The following is a 15,251-nucleotide window of genomic DNA, read 5'->3' as shown; positions in this document are numbered from 1 at the left end:
TGGGTTAATGCACTGGAGGCCTTATTCGGCGTCCATGACCAGATCACCCAGGTAGGGGAAGTTCATCACGTTGACCACCGGCTCGATGTTGACGTGATTGGCCGACGCCCAGGCCAGGTCCTGCCAGTGCAGCGGGAGAATCGCGGCTTCGTCGTACAGTGTTTGCTCGACTTCCTGAAGCATCGCTGCACGCTTGGCGCGATCAACTTCCACATTGGCTTCGGCTACCAGCGCGTCGAGCTCTGGATTGCAGTAGTTACCGGCGTTGTACTGTCCGGCGCCGGTATCCGGATCCGGGCAGGCCGTCAAGTACTCATGGAAGTTGGCGCTGTCTTCGGTATCCGAGTGCCAGCCAATCAGCATCATGTCGGCGGCACGGTCGTCGTACTCACCCCAGTACTGCGCTTTGGGAAGCGTGCTCAGATCCACGTCGACGTTAATGCGGGCCAGCATTGCCGCCACGGCCTGGGCAATCTTGGCATCGTTCACGTAGCGGTTGTTGGGCGCCATCATGGTGATGTCAAAGCCGTCTTCGTAGCCTGCTTCGGCCATCAGTTCCTTGGCACGCTCCAGGTCGTGGCGCAGCTCCAGGCTTTCGACATGACCGGCGTAACCTTCCGGCGAGAACTGTGCGGCCGGTGTGGCAAAGCCTTTCATCAAGCGGTCAGCAATGGCTTCCTGATTGACGGCATAGGCAAAGGCCTGGCGTACGCGTGGATCCTTGAACGCCTCGACGCGGTCCTGGTTCATGTGGAAGAAGATGATGCGCGTGCCCGACATCGTCACTAGCTGGACGTCGTCGCTTTGACGCACGCGGTCCAGATCATTGGGCGGAACCGGGGCGATGAAATCAACGTCGCCGGAAAGCAGTGCCGCCACGCGGGTCGCGTTCTCACTGATGGGCGTGAGGATGATGTTATCGACATTGCCCGGAGATTCTGTGTCCCAGTAGTTGGGGTTGCGTTCGAACTCGGTACGTACGCCTTGCTGACGATCAGCGATGGTATAAGGGCCGGTGCCTGACACGTTACGTGAGGCAAAGGAATTGCCGTTTTTGACGATTTCGTCTTTCGGGTCACCGTCCTCGGCTTCCCCTGAATAGAAGGCACTGTCCATGGGGAAGATGTAAGTCGCCAGGTTCAACAGCAACGGATAGGGGGTCTTGGTGATGATCTCTACCGTGTAGTCGTCAACAGCGGTGACGCTTTCGATCGGATCAAAAATGGCCTTGAAGTCAGGGCTGCGCTTGAGACGTTCGATGGTCCAGACCACATCGTCGGCAGTGAAGGCGTTTCCGCTGTGGAATTCAACCCCTTCGCGCAGCGACATGCGCATGGTGTTGTCGTCGATGCGTTCCCAGTCAGTGGCCAGGCGCGGCTCGAACTCCAGGGCATCGTTCCAGCGTACGAGCGGGTCGTGGGTCATATGCGACAGCTGCAGTATCCCGCCCGAAAGCTGTTCATGAATATCCAGCGATACCGGATCAGCATCATAGGCCATGCGCAGCGTGTTTTCAGCCTGAGCGGCGGTGGACAGTAGGGCTGTACTGGCAAGTGTTGCGCCAACCACAGAAGCCAGTAGCGTTTTTTTAAACGTCATTATCGTTCCCTGTATAAGGATATTGTTTATTTGCTTTGCTGCTTTTTCTCCGGCTTTGAAGACGTTACGGAGACGTGTTCAAAGCAGCAAAACAGACACGGTCAGCTCGAAAGCTACGCGTCTAACATAGTGAGAGGCGATGGCTTTCTACAATCGAAATAATGACTGACCTCATTCACCATATGAATGAGGCAGGCAGTGGCGAGCGTTACAAAGAGGAGTTAAGACCAAAGAAGTGGTTGGGAAAGGGCACCCAGACAGGTTTTCAAACTAGCCAAACCGCTGATGTAGCCAGCGATTGATCTCATCGGATTCATACAGCCATTCTTCGCGTCCATCTTCGTGGGCAATTTTCAAGCACGGAACTTTGACGCGGCCGCCACCTTCCTGCAGTGCCTTCTTGTGGTCAGGGTCCAGCTGGGCATCACGTTTTTCGATCGTCAGCCCCAGGCGGGCCATTTCCTTGCGCACCTTGATGCAGAATGGGCAGGTGCGGAACTGATACAACGCCAGGCTATTGCAGGCTTCGTCTACCTTGGCCTGTTCTTCAGGCGAGCGCTTTACCGACTGTGGGGTCGAAAGTTTCTCGGATATCATCATGATCGGTGCGAGCACCACGCGGAGACCGCGGAAAAAGTAGCGTATCAGCATGCGCATAAAGTAACCCTCGTCGTCGTGCTTGCCGTCTCGATGGGAGTAGTGGCAAGCGTAGGTGTGTTGGTTGACCGGCATCCTGCAATATCTAAGTGACGTTGTCACTGGAGGATGGTTCCCTGGTGGCATTGCCTCCCTTCAAGACAGGTGAGCCAAGAGGCTGGGCGTGCTAGGCTTGCCAGCTGTTTTTGGGTTGTTTAGAGGCGTAGCGATGCATCTGCACATTATCGGAATTTGCGGCACTTTCATGGGCAGTTTGGCGCTGCTCGCCCGGGAGTTGGGTCATCAGGTGAGTGGCTCCGACGCCAATGTCTATCCGCCGATGAGCACCCAGTTGGAAGAAGCAGGGATCAGCCTGATGGAAGGCTACCGGGCCGCGCACCTGCAGCCAGCCCCCGATATGGTGGTGGTAGGCAATGCGCTTTCCCGTGGCAATGAAGAAGTCGAAGCCTTGCTGAACAGCGGCCTCCCCTATACATCTGGCGCCCAGTGGCTGGCAGAGCATGTGTTGCCGGGTCGGCGGGTGATCGCCGTGGCGGGCACACACGGTAAAACCACCACCGCCAGCCTGTTAGCCTGGCTGCTGGAAAGTGCAGGGTTATCGCCGGGGTTTCTGATCGGCGGTGTGCCACGCAATTTTAATGTCTCGGCCCGGCTGGGGTCGCTGGATGCGCCTTTTGTGGTGGAGGCCGACGAGTACGACACGGCGTTTTTCGATAAGCGCTCCAAGTTCGTTCACTATCGCCCGGATATTGCCGTGCTGCATAACCTGGAATACGACCACGCGGATATTTTCCCCGACCTTGCCGCCATCGAGCGCCAATTCCACCATCTGGTGCGCACCGTGCCCAGCCGGGGGTGTCTATTGGTTGGCGATGGGCAGCCAGCGCTTGAGCGTGTGCTGGATCAGGGCGTTTGGACGCCGGTCGATTATGTGGGCGACCACCCGGAAAGCGCTTGGCAGTTGCGCAGTGAGCGCGATGATGCAAGCCGTTTTCAGGTCATCTATCGCGACCACGAAAGCAAGATTGAAGAAGATGGCGTGGTGGAGTGGGCCTTGACCGGCGAGCACAATGCGCGCAATGCCTTGGCGGCATTGGCCGCTGCCTGGCAGTGTGGGGTCGACCTGGCGCGAGGCTGTGCCGCCCTGGCGCGCTTTGAAACCCCGCGCCGCCGCCAGGAGGTGCGCGGTGAGGTCAACGGCATTCAGGTTATCGATGATTTTGCCCATCACCCCACCGCCATTGCGGCGACGCTTCAGGGCCTCAGGGCGGCAACGCCAAAAGGGCGCCTGCTGGCGGTTATCGAGCCGCGTTCCAATACCATGCGGTTGGGGGCAATGCGTGAACGTCTGATGGAAAGCGTGGCGCAAGCCGATGCGATTTTCTGGTTTCAGCCGCCCAGCGTGGCCTGGTCGATGGAGACACTGGTGGACGCCCAGGCGCATTCGACGCTTTACGATGATATCGACGCCTTGGTGAGCGCGGTCGTCACCCAAGCGTCGCCTCAGGATCGTATCGTGGTGATGTCGAACGGCAGCTTCGAGGGCGTTCATGAGCGCTTGATAAGCGCCTTAGCCGCCGGGGAGGAGGCATAATGGCCGCGACTTTCAAGCCACCGGTCACCGTTGCGCTGACCGGCGCCTCGGGGGCACAGTACGGGCTTCGGCTGATTGATGTATTGATAGCCGCTAATCATGAAGTCTGGGTGATGATCTCCAAAGCCGCCCATATGGTGATCGCCACCGAAACCGAGGTTACTCTTCCTGCTCAGCCAGAGCGGCTCGCCGCGGCGCTGAGCGAGCGCAGCGGCGCGGCGGCGGGGCAAATTCGCTGTTTTGGTCGTGAAGACTGGATGGCGCCTGTGGCGTCAGGGTCTGGCGCGCCGTCCGCCATGGTGATCTGCCCGTGTTCCACCGGCACGCTGTCTGCGGTGGCCACCGGTGCCAGCAACAATCTCATCGAGCGTGCCGCTGATGTGGCGGTGAAGGAGCGGCGTACCCTGGTGATGGTGCCGCGTGAGAGCCCGTTTTCCCCCATTCACCTTGAGCACATGCTCGCCCTGAGTCGGCTGGGCGTGGTCATCCTGCCAGCAGCGCCGGGGTTCTATCATCGTCCTCAATCGATCGAGGATTTAATCGACTTTATTGTGGCGCGTATTCTCAATCAGTTGGGAATCGAGCACCAACTCATGCCCCGCTGGGGGGAAGATCAATTGTCTGCTTCAACGACCAAGGATGGATAGCCAATGATGTCGTGGGCCACGCTTTCGGTGTTTGTACCGACGTTCTTGCTGGTGTCGTTAACGCCGGGCATGTGCATGACCCTGGCGATGGTTCTGGGGATGACCCAGGGCGTCAAGCGCGCGCTATGGATGATGGTCGGCGAATTGATCGGGGTCGGCTTGGTGGCCGCGGCGGCAGGGGCGGGCGTGGCGGCACTGATGCTCCGCCAGCCAGCGCTGTTTATGGCGTTCAAGTGGGTGGGCGGTGCCTACCTGGCCTATATCGGCATCATGATGTGGCGCTCGAGAGGGCGCATGGCGATTCCCAATGAGCTTGAAGCTGGCCCACCGGCAGGGCGATGGCAGTTGGCACTCCAGGGGTTTTTAACGGCCGTCGCCAACCCCAAAGGGTGGGCGTTTTTCATGGTGCTGCTGCCGCCTTTCCTGGATAGCAGCCGACCTCTCGGCCAGCAACTGATTACGCTGATCGCCGTCATATTGACCATCGAGTTTGCCAGTATGCTGGTTTATGCCACTGGCGGGAAAACACTGCGTCGTGTATTGGGTAAAAGCGGCAATGTCCGCCTGTTGAACCGCATCGCCGGCACCTTGATGATCGGGGTGGGGATATGGCTGGCGCTGGGATAAGGGCAGCGCCAACAATAAGCTGATAAGGCCGTTCGTCTGTCAGGGGGTTGCTAGTGCGCGGCCCCGGTTTTCCAGGCGTTGAAGATAGTGTTCAAAATTTTCTTTGGGGCAGGGCAGGCAGGCGGCAATGCGCGCCTCGCACTGTCCGGTTTCGACCAACACGCGCCGGGAAAGGGCGCGCTGAAGGCGGTCCCGGACCAGCAGCGCACCGCTTTCGCTGGTGTCGGGTAACACTAGCCAGAAAGTGGCATTGTCGGCACGGCCCAGCAGGTCGTGGTCGCGACAGCAGCTGTAGACCTCGGTGCACAAGGCGCTGAGCAATGCCTGGGCGGCTCGGGCGCCGAACTGTTCCTCCGCCATGTCGCGCTGGGGTAAATGGATGACCAGTACTGCCAAACGTTGGTTGAGCATATCGGCCCGCTGGTATTCACTGTGCAAGCGCTCTTTAAGCGTGTCGATGTGGTAGGCCTCGCACTCGCTGTCATTAGGGTCGGTGGCTCTCAGCAGTGCACGGCGACGCGCGTGCTCCCAGCGCGGAAGTGCCAGCAAAAGCACCAGCGCCACGTAACCCATCACCAGGGTGGGCGATGCTTGGGCGAGGGCAGGCATCAACCACCAGAGTGGAATCAATGCAAGGTGCAACAAGACCGCACCCATCAGCGGAAGCAGCAGGAAGGCGGCGGTCATCGGCAAGCCGATCCAGATCAGCGGGGTCTCGGGTTGGTAATAAAGCGCGCCGATGACGCTTGCATAGGTGCAAAAAAGCAGCACCAGCCTCGGTAGGTGAGCGCGCATGTCCTGGCCCAGATGGAGCAGAAAGGCGGCCAGCAGGAGCAGGATCATAAAGCTGGGAATGACGAGGTCGCGATACTCGCCCATGGCATAAAGCCAAACCGCATAGCTGCCCATCAAGGCGATGCTGGCTATATACGCAAGCGTCACCAACTGTCGGGGGAAATGATGCCGGGTCATGGCTGGCCTCGCCATTCGCTTGCCTGCCGCTGGGTCAGCGTTTGAAGCGTTGAGGGGTTGGGGGGCACATCCATTAATTCGATCGGGTTGGCGATGGTGTTGTCGGGTAACGCATTGATTAATGACTGGTAACGCTCATGGGCCTCGGGCGCCGAGCGTGACAGCATTAACGTTGCCAGGGTCGTGCCATCGAGGCGGTAGACATTTTCGAAGTCGTGGGTAAGTTCGCAGAGTTTTTTGGCTGTTGGCCACAGTTGATGGCGTTTTACATGCAGGACGATTAGCTCGCCATAAATGCCTTCCCGGGCGCAACGCGTCTGCTCCCGCTGGATGTCTCTTACCAGTTGCTCGCCAGCCCAGAGGTTCAAGCCCGGAACGAGTCGCAAGCGTTGGCGAATTGCTCCGTTCATATCGATCAACTGTTGCGCACGTGCCAGTGCCAGGACGCACAGGATCGCCAGTGAAATGACCATTAATAGCCAGGCGGGTGTCGATAACTGTGGCGCAACCAGTACACTGCTGAGTAGGGCAGCGCTTATGTTGAACGCGGCCACCCAACTCATTTGCGGTAACATGAACAGGGCCGCCCAGGCCCAGATCAGCAGGCCGTGACGTTCCGGTGCGGCGGCAATCAGCCCGAGTAGAAGTGCGCCCGGTAACAACTGCCACGGGCGACCACGCGGGTAGCGGTGGCTGAAGTCCAGCAGCAGGGCCGTGATGAACAACCAGCCCACCGATAGCCACAGCACGAATGCCGCAGACGGCGGTGCAGAGGGTGTCCATAGGGCAAGCACCACGGCCGCTGCCAACAGATTGGCTCTCAATAGGCGTATTTTGTATTTATTTTGCATGGTGGCTTACTATCAACCCTTGGAGAGATGCGTGATGGTGAGCGTGATATGCGTAAAATCGTCATCAGAAAGGTGGCGAAAAGTGTTAAATTAGCCCTTAGTATAGCGCTAAAATAGCTTAGCATGCCGCCTAACCTAGAGGCTAAATATGACCGGGTGGCTTACGCCCACCGAGGAATTTATGGAGATCGCATGAGCGTTTCAACATCGTTCGACGCCGATGCAAAGCTATCCCTTGAGGCTGGCGATGTCGCCGCCTATATGCAATCGCTGGGCAAAGCCGCTCGGCAGGCGGCGGGTGAGCTGCGCCGCGCTGATTCAGGTCAGAAAAACCGTGCGCTGTATGCCATGGCCGCGCGCCTGGATGCGGCCCGCACGGAGGTGCTGGCGGCCAACAGCGAAGATCTGGCTAAAGGCCAGCAAAACGGCCTGGACGCGGCATTACTGGACCGTCTGGCCCTCAGCGATGGGCGTATCGACGCCATGATCGAGGGGCTGAACCAGGTGGCTGCGCTGCCCGACCCGGTGGGTGAAATCAGTGACATGCGCTACCGCCCGAGCGGTATTCAGGTAGGGAAAATGCGTGTTCCCCTGGGCGTGATCGGCATCATCTACGAGTCGCGCCCTAACGTGACTCTTGAAGCCGCCAGCTTATGCCTTAAAGCGGGCAATGCCTGTGTGCTGCGAGGCGGATCCGAGGCGCATGCGTCCAATGCGGCCATTAGCCGCTGTATTCAGGAAGGGCTTGATGATGCAGGGCTGCCATCCGGAAGCGTCCAGGTAGTGGCCACGAGTGACCGTGAAGCGGTGGGGGCGATGATCACCATGCCTGATTATATCGATGTGATTATTCCCCGTGGTGGCAAGTCGCTCATCGAGCGTATTGCCCGGGAGGCGAAGGTACCGGTCATCAAGCACCTCGACGGTGTCTGTCATGTCTATATCCACAGCCTGGCGGACCCGGCCAAGGCACTGGCAATTGCGGTCAACGCCAAGACCCACCGCTATGGCACCTGCAACACCATGGAAACGCTGCTGGTAGATGCGGCGATTGCCGATCTCTTGCTGCCCGAGTTGGCTCGTCAATACGCCGAGCATGAGGTCGAGTTGCGCGGCTGCGAACAAACCCAGGCGCTGCTTCCCCAGGCGCTTCCCGCAAGCGACGATGACTGGAGCGCCGAGTACCTGGCGCCGATACTTGCGATCAAGATTGTCGGCGACATCGATGAGGCCATCGCCCATATAGAGCGTTATGGGTCGCATCACACCGACGCCATCGTGACCGAAGACTATTCGCTGGCCCGCCGTTTTATGGCGGAAGTGGACTCGAGCTCGGTGGTCGTTAATGCCTCTACCCGTTTTGCCGACGGGTTCGAATACGGTCTAGGCGCCGAGATCGGCATTTCGACCGATAAGCTGCATGCCCGTGGGCCGGTAGGCCTTGAAGGCTTGACGACCCAGAAGTATGTGGTCATGGGCAGTGGTCAGGTTCGCGAATGACCCATCCACCCCGTATTGCGATGCTCGGCGGCACCTTTGACCCGGTGCATAACGGTCATTTGCGTAGCGCGGTAGAGCTGCGTGATGCCCTGGGGCTGGACAGGGTCCACATGATACCTGCGCCGCAGCCGCCTTTGCGCGATACGCCGCAGGTATCGCCGCAACAGCGGCTTGAATTGTTACAAACGGCCATTGGTGATACGCCGGGTCTTGAGGCCGATGCGCGAGAGCTTGAGCGCGATGGTCCTTCCTACAGCGTGGATACCCTGCGTTCGTTGCGAAACGAGTATGGCGAACAGGCGCGGCTGGTCATGGCGATTGGCTGGGACGCGTTTTTGCGGCTTGATCAATGGCACAAGCCTGAACAGCTGTTTGCGTTTGCCCACCTGGTGGTGATCGCCCGACCCGGCCATGCCGAGGCGCCGTCGACGCCCCTGATGGAACTGCTGGGCGAGCGTGAAGTCGATAGCGTATTCCGCTTGATGGCCTCACCTCATGGGCAGGTGTTGCGCGTCACGCTGCCTTCCGCGATGGCCATTTCAGCGACCCATATCCGTCAGTCGCTGGAGCAGGGAAAAAGCATTCGCTTTCTGGTACCTGAGGCGGTGGAACGTGCCATTTTACGCGAAGGGCTGTATCAGCGCTGGCAGTCCGCTCATTAGTCGTTACAATGGCCCGCTTCAAAAAGCGCATTACACGGGGTTATCGTTAGGAGATATGCACATCGATACATTAAAGAGCGTAGCGCTTGATGCGCTGGAAGAACTGAAGGCTCGTGATATCGCTCAGTTGGACGTCACTGGGCTGACCGATGTTGCCGATATCATGTTGATTGCCAGCGGTACGTCTACCCGCCATGTTGCTGCCCTGGCCCAGAACGTGGTGGAAAAAGCCAAGGCGGCCGGGCTGTCCCCGCGGGGCGTCGAGGGCGGAGATAATGCCGACTGGGTGCTTGTTGACCTGAGCGACGTGATTGTTCATATCATGCTGCCTGACGCACGCGCCCTTTACGATCTGGAGCGTTTATGGGCCGACTTGCCCAGCGATACTGGGCTGCGTGAGCTTTCGCCACGTGACGAGCCGGCACGCATGTCATGAAAATCCGCCTATTGGCGGTGGGCAGTAAAATGCCCGCCTGGGTGGAAGAGGGCGTAGAAACCTACCGCAAGCGCCTGCCAAAAGATTTCAGCCTGGATATCGAAGAGGTGGCGCTGGGGCAGCGTGGTAAAAATGCCGATATTGCCCGGGCTCGGGAGCAGGAAGCGGAGCGTATTCGCGGCAAGCTGCGGGGCAACGAACATGTGGTTGCGCTGGAGGTCGATGGCAAGGCCTGGACCACCGAGCAGCTCGCCCGGCAAGCCGACGGTTGGCGGCTGCAAGGCCAGGATGTAGTGCTGCTGGTTGGCGGGCCCGACGGGCTTGATCCTGCCGTGTCGGCGATGGCCCAGCAACGCTGGTCGTTATCGCCGCTCACCTTACCTCATCCGTTGGTGCGTATTATGCTCGCCGAGCAGCTTTATCGCGCCTGGACGCTGCTGGTGGGGCATCCCTACCATCGTTGAGTTATTCAGGCAGCTGGATGCCCGTCATCGATTGAATAAGAGTTAGTCATCGCTATGCCACCGCGCTCAGACAAGCTTAAGAATACCGAGCAAGAACTGCGGATTTTTCGTGCCAGAGCGCTACTGGCCCTTGTGGTCGTGGTGGCTTTGACGACCCTGTTGGTCGGTCGTCTGGCCTATCTGCAGGTTGTCCAGCACGATGTTTACAGCACACGCTCCGAAAAAAACCGTGTGCGGGTTGAACCCCTTCCGCCTAACCGAGGGTTGATATACGACCGTAACGGGGTGCTGCTGGCGGAAAACCGTCCCACCTACAACCTGACTCTGGTGCGCGAGCGCTCGGAAGACGTCGACGAAACCCTGGAACTTCTGGTCGAGCTTCTTGAACTCAACGGCGAAGAGATCGACACCTTCTATGAACGCTCAAAGCAATGGCAGCGCCCCTTCCAGCCGGTTCTGCTGGCCAGCGACCTCAGTGAAGAGCAGATTGCCCGGTTAGCCGTTAACCGTCATCAACTGCCGGGGGTTGAGGTCGAAGCTCAGTTACTGCGTTATTACCCCAATGCTGAGGTGATGGCACATGCGCTGGGTTATGTCGGGCGAATCAACGCCGAAGAGTTAGCCGACCTGGATGCCACCCGCTATGCCGGTACACATTTTATCGGTAAAACCGGCATCGAGCGGTTCTATGAGGATGAGCTGCACGGCCAGGCAGGTTTGCGCAGGGTTGAAACCAACGCCCGGGGGCGTGTACTGCGAGAGCTTGGACGCACCGACCCGGTTCCCGGCAAGGATTTGACCTTGACCCTTGACTCGTCGCTGCAGATGCTGGCTTACGAATTGATGGATGGTCGCCGCGGGTCAATCGTTGCCATCGAGCCAGACAGTGGTGAAATACTTGCCATGGTGTCAACGCCCGGTTTTGACAGTAATCAGTTTGTTACCGGTATCGACAGGGCTTCGTATCAAGCGCTTCAGGAAAACCTGAACCTGCCGCTGTTCAACCGGGCGACTCGCGGCCACTACCCGCCTGGTTCGACGATCAAGCCTTTCCTGGCGCTTGGCGGGCTTGTCGAAGGGGCGATCACGCCCGATACCACCATCAACGACCCTGGCTATTATCAATTGCCCAATGATTCACGGCGCTATCGCAACTGGTTGCGCTGGGGGCATGGGCGAGTCGATCTGGAGCGCTCGCTGGCAGTGTCCAACAATACCTTCTATTACTCGCTGGCTCACGAAATGGGCATTGATAGCCTCCACGAGCAAATGACCAACTTCGGGTTTGGTCAGCGCGTCGCGCATGATGTCCAGAGCCAAAGCTCAGGCTTGATGCCATCCCGCGAATGGAAGCGCGAACGTTTTAACCAGTCCTGGTATCCAGGCGAGACACTATCCGTGGGCATTGGCCAGGGGTACTGGCAGGTCACGCCGCTGCAGTTGGCTACCGCCACGGCCACGTTGGCTAACCGTGGACACTGGGTAAAGCCTCGTCTGGCGCGGAAGATTGGTGATACGCCGCTGGCACGGGATCTGCCTGATACCCCGGACGATATCAATCTGGCCCAAGACGATTGGTGGGACAGCGTGTTCAGCGGCATGGAAAAAGTGGTAAGCGGCAGAGAGGGGACCGCGCGGCGTACCGGTGAGGGGCTTGAGTATCGCATGGGTGGTAAATCCGGCACTGCACAGGTGTTTTCACTGGGTCAGGACCAGCGCTACAACGCCGATGAGCTCGAAGAACGCCTGCGTGACCATGCGCTGTTCATCGCCTTTGCGCCTATTGAAGACCCGCAAATTGCCGTTTCGGTCATCGTTGAAAATGCCGGTGGCGGGAGTACCCATGCTGCTCACCTGGCCCGGGCGATGACCGATGAATGGTTGCTGGATGACGATGCCCCCGAAGTCGATGAAGTGCGAGAGACCCTGGAAACCGATACCAGCAATGTGGAGGGCAACTGACCATGCCATGGCAGGCAATCACCCGATCAATACGCGGTAATCCGGTGCGTTCCAGTAGCGGTATTCCCAAGCGTCGCAGTATCTGGGAGCGCATCCACCTTGACCCCTGGCTATTGGGCCTTCTTCTGATCCTGATGGGCAGTGGCCTTTTGGTGATCTATAGCGCCTCTGGACAGAGCATGAACGTGGTCATTGCCCAAGCCATCCGCTTTGGCGTGGCGCTGGTGGCAATGGTGGTGGTGGCTCAGTTTTCACCGATCTTCTTTTTGCGCTGGTCGCCCGTGGCTTACGGGATCGGCGTGCTGATGCTGGTCGCCGTAGAACTGGTCGGTGACATTGGCATGGGTGCCCAGCGCTGGCTGGAAATCCCCGGTGTCATACGCTTTCAGCCTTCAGAGATGATGAAGCTGGCTGTCCCCATGATGGTGGCGGCGTATCTCTACCGCTGTGAGCTGCCGCCTAAGCTGAAAGACATCGCGGTGTGCGCGTTGATTATTGGTCTTCCAGTGGCGTTGATTGCCGCCCAGCCCGATTTGGGTACATCGCTGCTGGTCGCTAGTGCAGCGATCATTGTCGTGTTGCTGGCCGGCTTGTCGTGGCGATTGATCGGGCTGGTGTTTGTGCTGCTGGTTTCCGGCTTTCCCTTGCTGTGGATGAACCTACATAACTACCAGCGGCAGCGCATACTGACGTTCCTGAACCCGGAGACGGATCCGCTGGGTTCAGGCTGGAATATCATCCAGTCGACCACCGCCATTGGTAGCGGTGGTGTTTTCGGCAAGGGGTGGCTTGAGGGGACGCAATCGCAACTGGAGTTTCTGCCTGAGCGTCACACCGACTTTATCGTTGCGGTGCTGGGCGAAGAGGTTGGCCTTGTTGGCATGGTGGTATTGATCTTCCTGTACCTGCTGATCGTGAGTCGCGGGCTGTGGTTGGCAAGCGAGTCACAAAATACCTTTGGCCGTCTGGTCGCGGGCAGCATTATTCTGACGTTTTTTATCTATGTATTTGTCAATATCGGTATGGTGAGTGGCATATTGCCGGTCGTTGGGGTGCCGTTGCCGCTGGTCAGCTACGGCGGCACCTCAAGCGTGACCTTGTTGTTAGGGTTCGGTATTCTCATGTCGATTCACGCGCATCGTCGGCTTCTTCCACGCTAGCGGTAGCGATAGAAAATCACAGCGCAGCCCACAGGAGCAGTGAGTGAATGAATAGAGCCAAACGGATGGCAGGTGTCGGCGTGTTGGGTGTCATGGTCGGCGGCCTGGCGTTGCCTCTAATGGCGGAGGATGGCCATCCTTTCGACCCCGGGCACCATTCAGGCGCGCAGGCTCTGGTGGAAAGCCTTGAAGGCGAAGGCTTGCCGAGCGACTGGTTAAACCGACAGTTGCGTCAGGCCAGGCTGCGTCAACCGGTGCTGGATGCCATGGCGGGGGCCGCCGAGCGCCACCTTGAATGGCACGAGTACCGCGATATTTTCATGACCCAGCAACGCATTGAAGAAGGCGTCGAATTCCAGCAAGCCCATCAGGAGGCGTTTGCCAAGGCGGAAGACGTTTATGGTGTTCCCCGTGACATCATCACGGCGATTATCGGCGTCGAGACCTATTATGGCCGCTATCGGGGGGATCACCCGGTACTGGACTCCTTGGCGACACTGGCCTTCGAACACCCCAGCCGGGGCGATTTTTTTACCCGTGAGCTAGGGGCCTTCCTACAGATTGCGTATGAGCAACAGGTTGACCCTGTGGTCCTCAAGGGTTCCTACGCCGGGGCAATGGGCTACCCACAGTTCATTCCGACAAGCTACCAGGCCTATGCCGTTGACTTCGATGAAGACGGGCAGCGCGATCTTTGGAACAACCCGGTTGATGCGATTGGCAGCGTTGCCAATTATTTCGCGGAGCACGGCTGGCAGGAAGGGGGCGCTGTCTATTACCCAGCCAAGGGGCCTGAAACAGCGCCATCGGATCTGACCATCAACCAGATAACCCCGCCCGATACGTCGTTGGAGGCGTTGGAAAGTGCCGGTATCACGCCCGATGTGGCACTGAACAAGAGTGCCACAGTCACGCCTCTGGTGCTTACCCTGAGCGATGGTCAACTGACGTATCGACTCGGCGACCACAATTTTTACGTAATTACCCGCTACAATCACAGCCATCTTTACGCCATGGCCGTTGCCGAGTTGGCGGAGGCCATCGCGGCTGAGGCGCAAGAGGTGGGCGTAAAAGAGCCCCAGGGTGAGGATGACGCATGAAGTATGACGCTAAAGTCTGGCAGCAAATAGGTTGGACGGCCTTGATTCTGGTTGTCGTCAGCGGCTGTGCGAGTCGCGAGCCGATGAGTGGCTCAAGCCAGTCAGCGCAAAATCGCCCAGTAGAGAGTGCCGAGTCGAGCAATGACCGTGATACTGCCGGTGGGCGTTACGCCATGAGTGGAGATGCCTATCCGCTCGAGCCGCCGGATGTCTCCAGTGTGCCGGATGCGGTTCCCCGGGATGAACCGCTTTCTCGGGCGGGCAATCGGTCAACCTACGAGGTGTGGGGTAAAACTTATCATGTCTTGCCCAGTGCTGACGGGTACAGCAAGCAGGGGCTGGCCTCCTGGTACGGTGAAAAGTTCCACGGTTATGCAACCTCGAACGGTGAAATCTATGACATGTACAAAATGTCGGCGGCGCACCGTTCGCTACCGCTGCCCACCTTCGCGCGCGTGACCAACGAACATAACGGACAGTCGGTGATAGTCCGGGTTAATGACCGTGGCCCATTCCACAGTGATCGCGAAATTGACCTTTCCTATGCGGCAGCCGCCAGGCTGGACATTCTGGATCAAGGGACCGGCGAGGTGAAGGTCGAGGCAATAAATCCCGAGCAGTGGCAGGCGCAGCATTCGCGCAATCCCTCTCGGCCAACGCCCGTGCCCGATACGGCGACGGCAGGTTTAGCGGAAACCGCAGAGCGCAACCGAGATAATCCGCCGAGCGAGCCAAGTGACGGGGTCGTCTATTTACAAATAGCCGCGTTAGGCAACGCTCAAAACGCCCAGAAAATGCGTGCGCAACTGACCAATGCCATATCTCATGATGTGCGTGTGAACCAAGACGACGACATTTATCGGGTACAGGTAGGGCCGGTCGCTGCCGATCAAGAGAGTGACGCTCGCAAAGCGTTACACGATGCGGGCTTTACCGATGTGTTTATCGTGCGATAATTGCTGACCGTTATTTTTTGACGCGTGCTAACGATCGCGTTTTTTTCAAGTTAATGAGAATGTC

15 protein-coding genes are annotated in these 15,251 nt (G+C 58.5%); 11 read left to right on the top strand and 4 right to left on the bottom strand.

Annotated features, from left to right (window positions below; translation table 11 throughout):
* Nucleotides 1–21: 21 nt before the first annotated feature.
* Nucleotides 22–1,599 (bottom strand): ABC transporter substrate-binding protein, encoded by a 1,578-nt coding sequence (locus NH395_RS11345; RefSeq protein ID WP_253024890.1) that lies wholly within the window; start codon nucleotides 1,597–1,599, stop codon nucleotides 22–24.
* Between the two features lie 270 nt (nucleotides 1,600–1,869).
* A complete protein-coding gene (locus NH395_RS11340) occupies nucleotides 1,870–2,256 on the bottom strand; it encodes a glutaredoxin (protein ID WP_253025117.1) in 387 nt (128 codons plus the stop codon).
* Nucleotides 2,257–2,464: 208 nt separating this feature from the next.
* On the opposite strand from NH395_RS11340, the gene mpl reads away from it, so the two are divergent.
* Genes mpl through NH395_RS11325 form a run of 3 tightly spaced genes read left to right on the top strand, consistent with a single transcriptional unit; the run spans nucleotide 2,465 to nucleotide 5,124 of the window.
* Nucleotides 2,465–3,850 carry a UDP-N-acetylmuramate:L-alanyl-gamma-D-glutamyl-meso-diaminopimelate ligase gene (gene mpl, locus NH395_RS11335; protein WP_253024889.1) on the top strand — a complete coding sequence of 462 codons (1,386 nt, stop codon included), beginning with the start codon at nucleotides 2,465–2,467 and terminating at the stop codon, nucleotides 3,848–3,850.
* Entirely contained in the window at nucleotides 3,850–4,497 is a 648-nt protein-coding gene (locus tag NH395_RS11330; protein ID WP_092828708.1) for a flavin prenyltransferase UbiX, read from the top strand. The genes mpl and NH395_RS11330 overlap by 1 nt, the downstream gene beginning before the upstream one ends.
* A 3-nt stretch (nucleotides 4,498–4,500) precedes the next feature.
* Entirely contained in the window at nucleotides 4,501–5,124 is a 624-nt protein-coding gene (locus NH395_RS11325; RefSeq protein WP_199825210.1) for a LysE family translocator, read from the top strand.
* 39 nt (nucleotides 5,125–5,163) lie between these two features.
* On the opposite strand, the gene NH395_RS11320 is transcribed toward NH395_RS11325, so the two are convergent.
* Together NH395_RS11320 and NH395_RS11315 are read right to left on the bottom strand one after the other, a co-directional pair.
* Entirely contained in the window at nucleotides 5,164–6,096 is a 933-nt protein-coding gene (locus tag NH395_RS11320; protein WP_253024888.1) for a diguanylate cyclase, read from the bottom strand.
* On the bottom strand, nucleotides 6,093–6,947 hold the full coding sequence (locus NH395_RS11315) for a hypothetical protein (RefSeq protein ID WP_253024872.1): 855 nt from the start codon (nucleotides 6,945–6,947) through the stop codon (nucleotides 6,093–6,095). The genes NH395_RS11320 and NH395_RS11315 overlap by 4 nt, the downstream gene beginning before the upstream one ends.
* 192 nt (nucleotides 6,948–7,139) lie before the next feature.
* On the opposite strand from NH395_RS11315, the gene NH395_RS11310 reads away from it, so the two are divergent.
* The 8 genes from NH395_RS11310 (at nucleotide 7,140) to NH395_RS11275 (ending at nucleotide 15,187) form a co-directional block, all read left to right on the top strand.
* Nucleotides 7,140–8,447 (top strand): glutamate-5-semialdehyde dehydrogenase, encoded by a 1,308-nt coding sequence (locus NH395_RS11310; protein WP_253024871.1) that lies wholly within the window; start codon nucleotides 7,140–7,142, stop codon nucleotides 8,445–8,447.
* On the top strand, nucleotides 8,444–9,109 hold the full coding sequence (nadD, locus tag NH395_RS11305; RefSeq protein ID WP_253024870.1) for a nicotinate-nucleotide adenylyltransferase: 666 nt from the start codon (nucleotides 8,444–8,446) through the stop codon (nucleotides 9,107–9,109). Before NH395_RS11310 ends, nadD begins: the two co-directional genes overlap by 4 nt.
* A gap of 55 nt (nucleotides 9,110–9,164) precedes the next feature.
* On the top strand, nucleotides 9,165–9,545 hold the full coding sequence (gene rsfS, locus NH395_RS11300) for a ribosome silencing factor (protein ID WP_253024869.1): 381 nt from the start codon (nucleotides 9,165–9,167) through the stop codon (nucleotides 9,543–9,545).
* On the top strand, nucleotides 9,542–10,009 hold the full coding sequence (rlmH, locus tag NH395_RS11295; RefSeq protein ID WP_253024868.1) for a 23S rRNA (pseudouridine(1915)-N(3))-methyltransferase RlmH: 468 nt from the start codon (nucleotides 9,542–9,544) through the stop codon (nucleotides 10,007–10,009). The genes rsfS and rlmH overlap by 4 nt, the downstream gene beginning before the upstream one ends.
* A gap of 54 nt (nucleotides 10,010–10,063) precedes the next feature.
* On the top strand, nucleotides 10,064–11,971 hold the full coding sequence (gene mrdA / locus NH395_RS11290; RefSeq protein ID WP_253024867.1) for a penicillin-binding protein 2: 1,908 nt from the start codon (nucleotides 10,064–10,066) through the stop codon (nucleotides 11,969–11,971).
* Nucleotides 11,972–11,973: 2 nt separating this feature from the next.
* Nucleotides 11,974–13,131: a rod shape-determining protein RodA gene (rodA, locus tag NH395_RS11285; protein ID WP_253024866.1), complete on the top strand. Its 1,158-nt coding sequence runs from the start codon at nucleotides 11,974–11,976 to the stop codon at nucleotides 13,129–13,131.
* A 119-nt stretch (nucleotides 13,132–13,250) separates the two neighbouring features.
* Nucleotides 13,251–14,231, top strand: coding sequence for a lytic murein transglycosylase B (gene mltB / locus NH395_RS11280; protein ID WP_253025115.1), 981 nt, complete (start codon nucleotides 13,251–13,253; stop codon nucleotides 14,229–14,231).
* Nucleotides 14,228–15,187, top strand: coding sequence for a septal ring lytic transglycosylase RlpA family protein (locus NH395_RS11275; RefSeq protein WP_253024864.1), 960 nt, complete (start codon nucleotides 14,228–14,230; stop codon nucleotides 15,185–15,187). Before mltB ends, NH395_RS11275 begins: the two co-directional genes overlap by 4 nt.
* The last annotated feature ends 64 nt before the right edge of the window (nucleotides 15,188–15,251 follow it).

The organism is Halomonas sp. Mc5H-6, assembly GCF_024124705.1.
Classification (GTDB): domain Bacteria; phylum Pseudomonadota; class Gammaproteobacteria; order Pseudomonadales; family Halomonadaceae; genus Vreelandella; species Vreelandella subterranea.
This window is presented reverse-complemented; position numbering and strand designations above follow the sequence as displayed.

What these genes read in the sequence shown, in the direction of transcription:
- mrdA (WP_253024867.1), top strand. Translation starts at nt 10,064, where the DNA reads ATGCCACCGCGCTCAGACAAGCTTAAGAATACCGAGCAAGAACTGCGG.
- NH395_RS11340 (WP_253025117.1), bottom strand. Translation starts at nt 2,256, where the DNA reads ATGCGCATGCTGATACGCTACTTTTTCCGCGGTCTCCGCGTGGTGCTC.
- NH395_RS11275 (WP_253024864.1), top strand. Translation starts at nt 14,228, where the DNA reads ATGAAGTATGACGCTAAAGTCTGGCAGCAAATAGGTTGGACGGCCTTG.
- NH395_RS11325 (WP_199825210.1), top strand. Translation starts at nt 4,501, where the DNA reads ATGATGTCGTGGGCCACGCTTTCGGTGTTTGTACCGACGTTCTTGCTG.
- NH395_RS11345 (WP_253024890.1), bottom strand. Translation starts at nt 1,599, where the DNA reads ATGACGTTTAAAAAAACGCTACTGGCTTCTGTGGTTGGCGCAACACTT.
- rlmH (WP_253024868.1), top strand. Translation starts at nt 9,542, where the DNA reads ATGAAAATCCGCCTATTGGCGGTGGGCAGTAAAATGCCCGCCTGGGTG.
- NH395_RS11330 (WP_092828708.1), top strand. Translation starts at nt 3,850, where the DNA reads ATGGCCGCGACTTTCAAGCCACCGGTCACCGTTGCGCTGACCGGCGCC.
- rodA (WP_253024866.1), top strand. Translation starts at nt 11,974, where the DNA reads ATGCCATGGCAGGCAATCACCCGATCAATACGCGGTAATCCGGTGCGT.
- mltB (WP_253025115.1), top strand. Translation starts at nt 13,251, where the DNA reads ATGGCGGAGGATGGCCATCCTTTCGACCCCGGGCACCATTCAGGCGCG.
- rsfS (WP_253024869.1), top strand. Translation starts at nt 9,165, where the DNA reads ATGCACATCGATACATTAAAGAGCGTAGCGCTTGATGCGCTGGAAGAA.
- NH395_RS11315 (WP_253024872.1), bottom strand. Translation starts at nt 6,947, where the DNA reads ATGCAAAATAAATACAAAATACGCCTATTGAGAGCCAATCTGTTGGCA.
- NH395_RS11310 (WP_253024871.1), top strand. Translation starts at nt 7,140, where the DNA reads ATGAGCGTTTCAACATCGTTCGACGCCGATGCAAAGCTATCCCTTGAG.
- NH395_RS11320 (WP_253024888.1), bottom strand. Translation starts at nt 6,096, where the DNA reads ATGACCCGGCATCATTTCCCCCGACAGTTGGTGACGCTTGCGTATATA.
- mpl (WP_253024889.1), top strand. Translation starts at nt 2,465, where the DNA reads ATGCATCTGCACATTATCGGAATTTGCGGCACTTTCATGGGCAGTTTG.
- nadD (WP_253024870.1), top strand. Translation starts at nt 8,444, where the DNA reads ATGACCCATCCACCCCGTATTGCGATGCTCGGCGGCACCTTTGACCCG.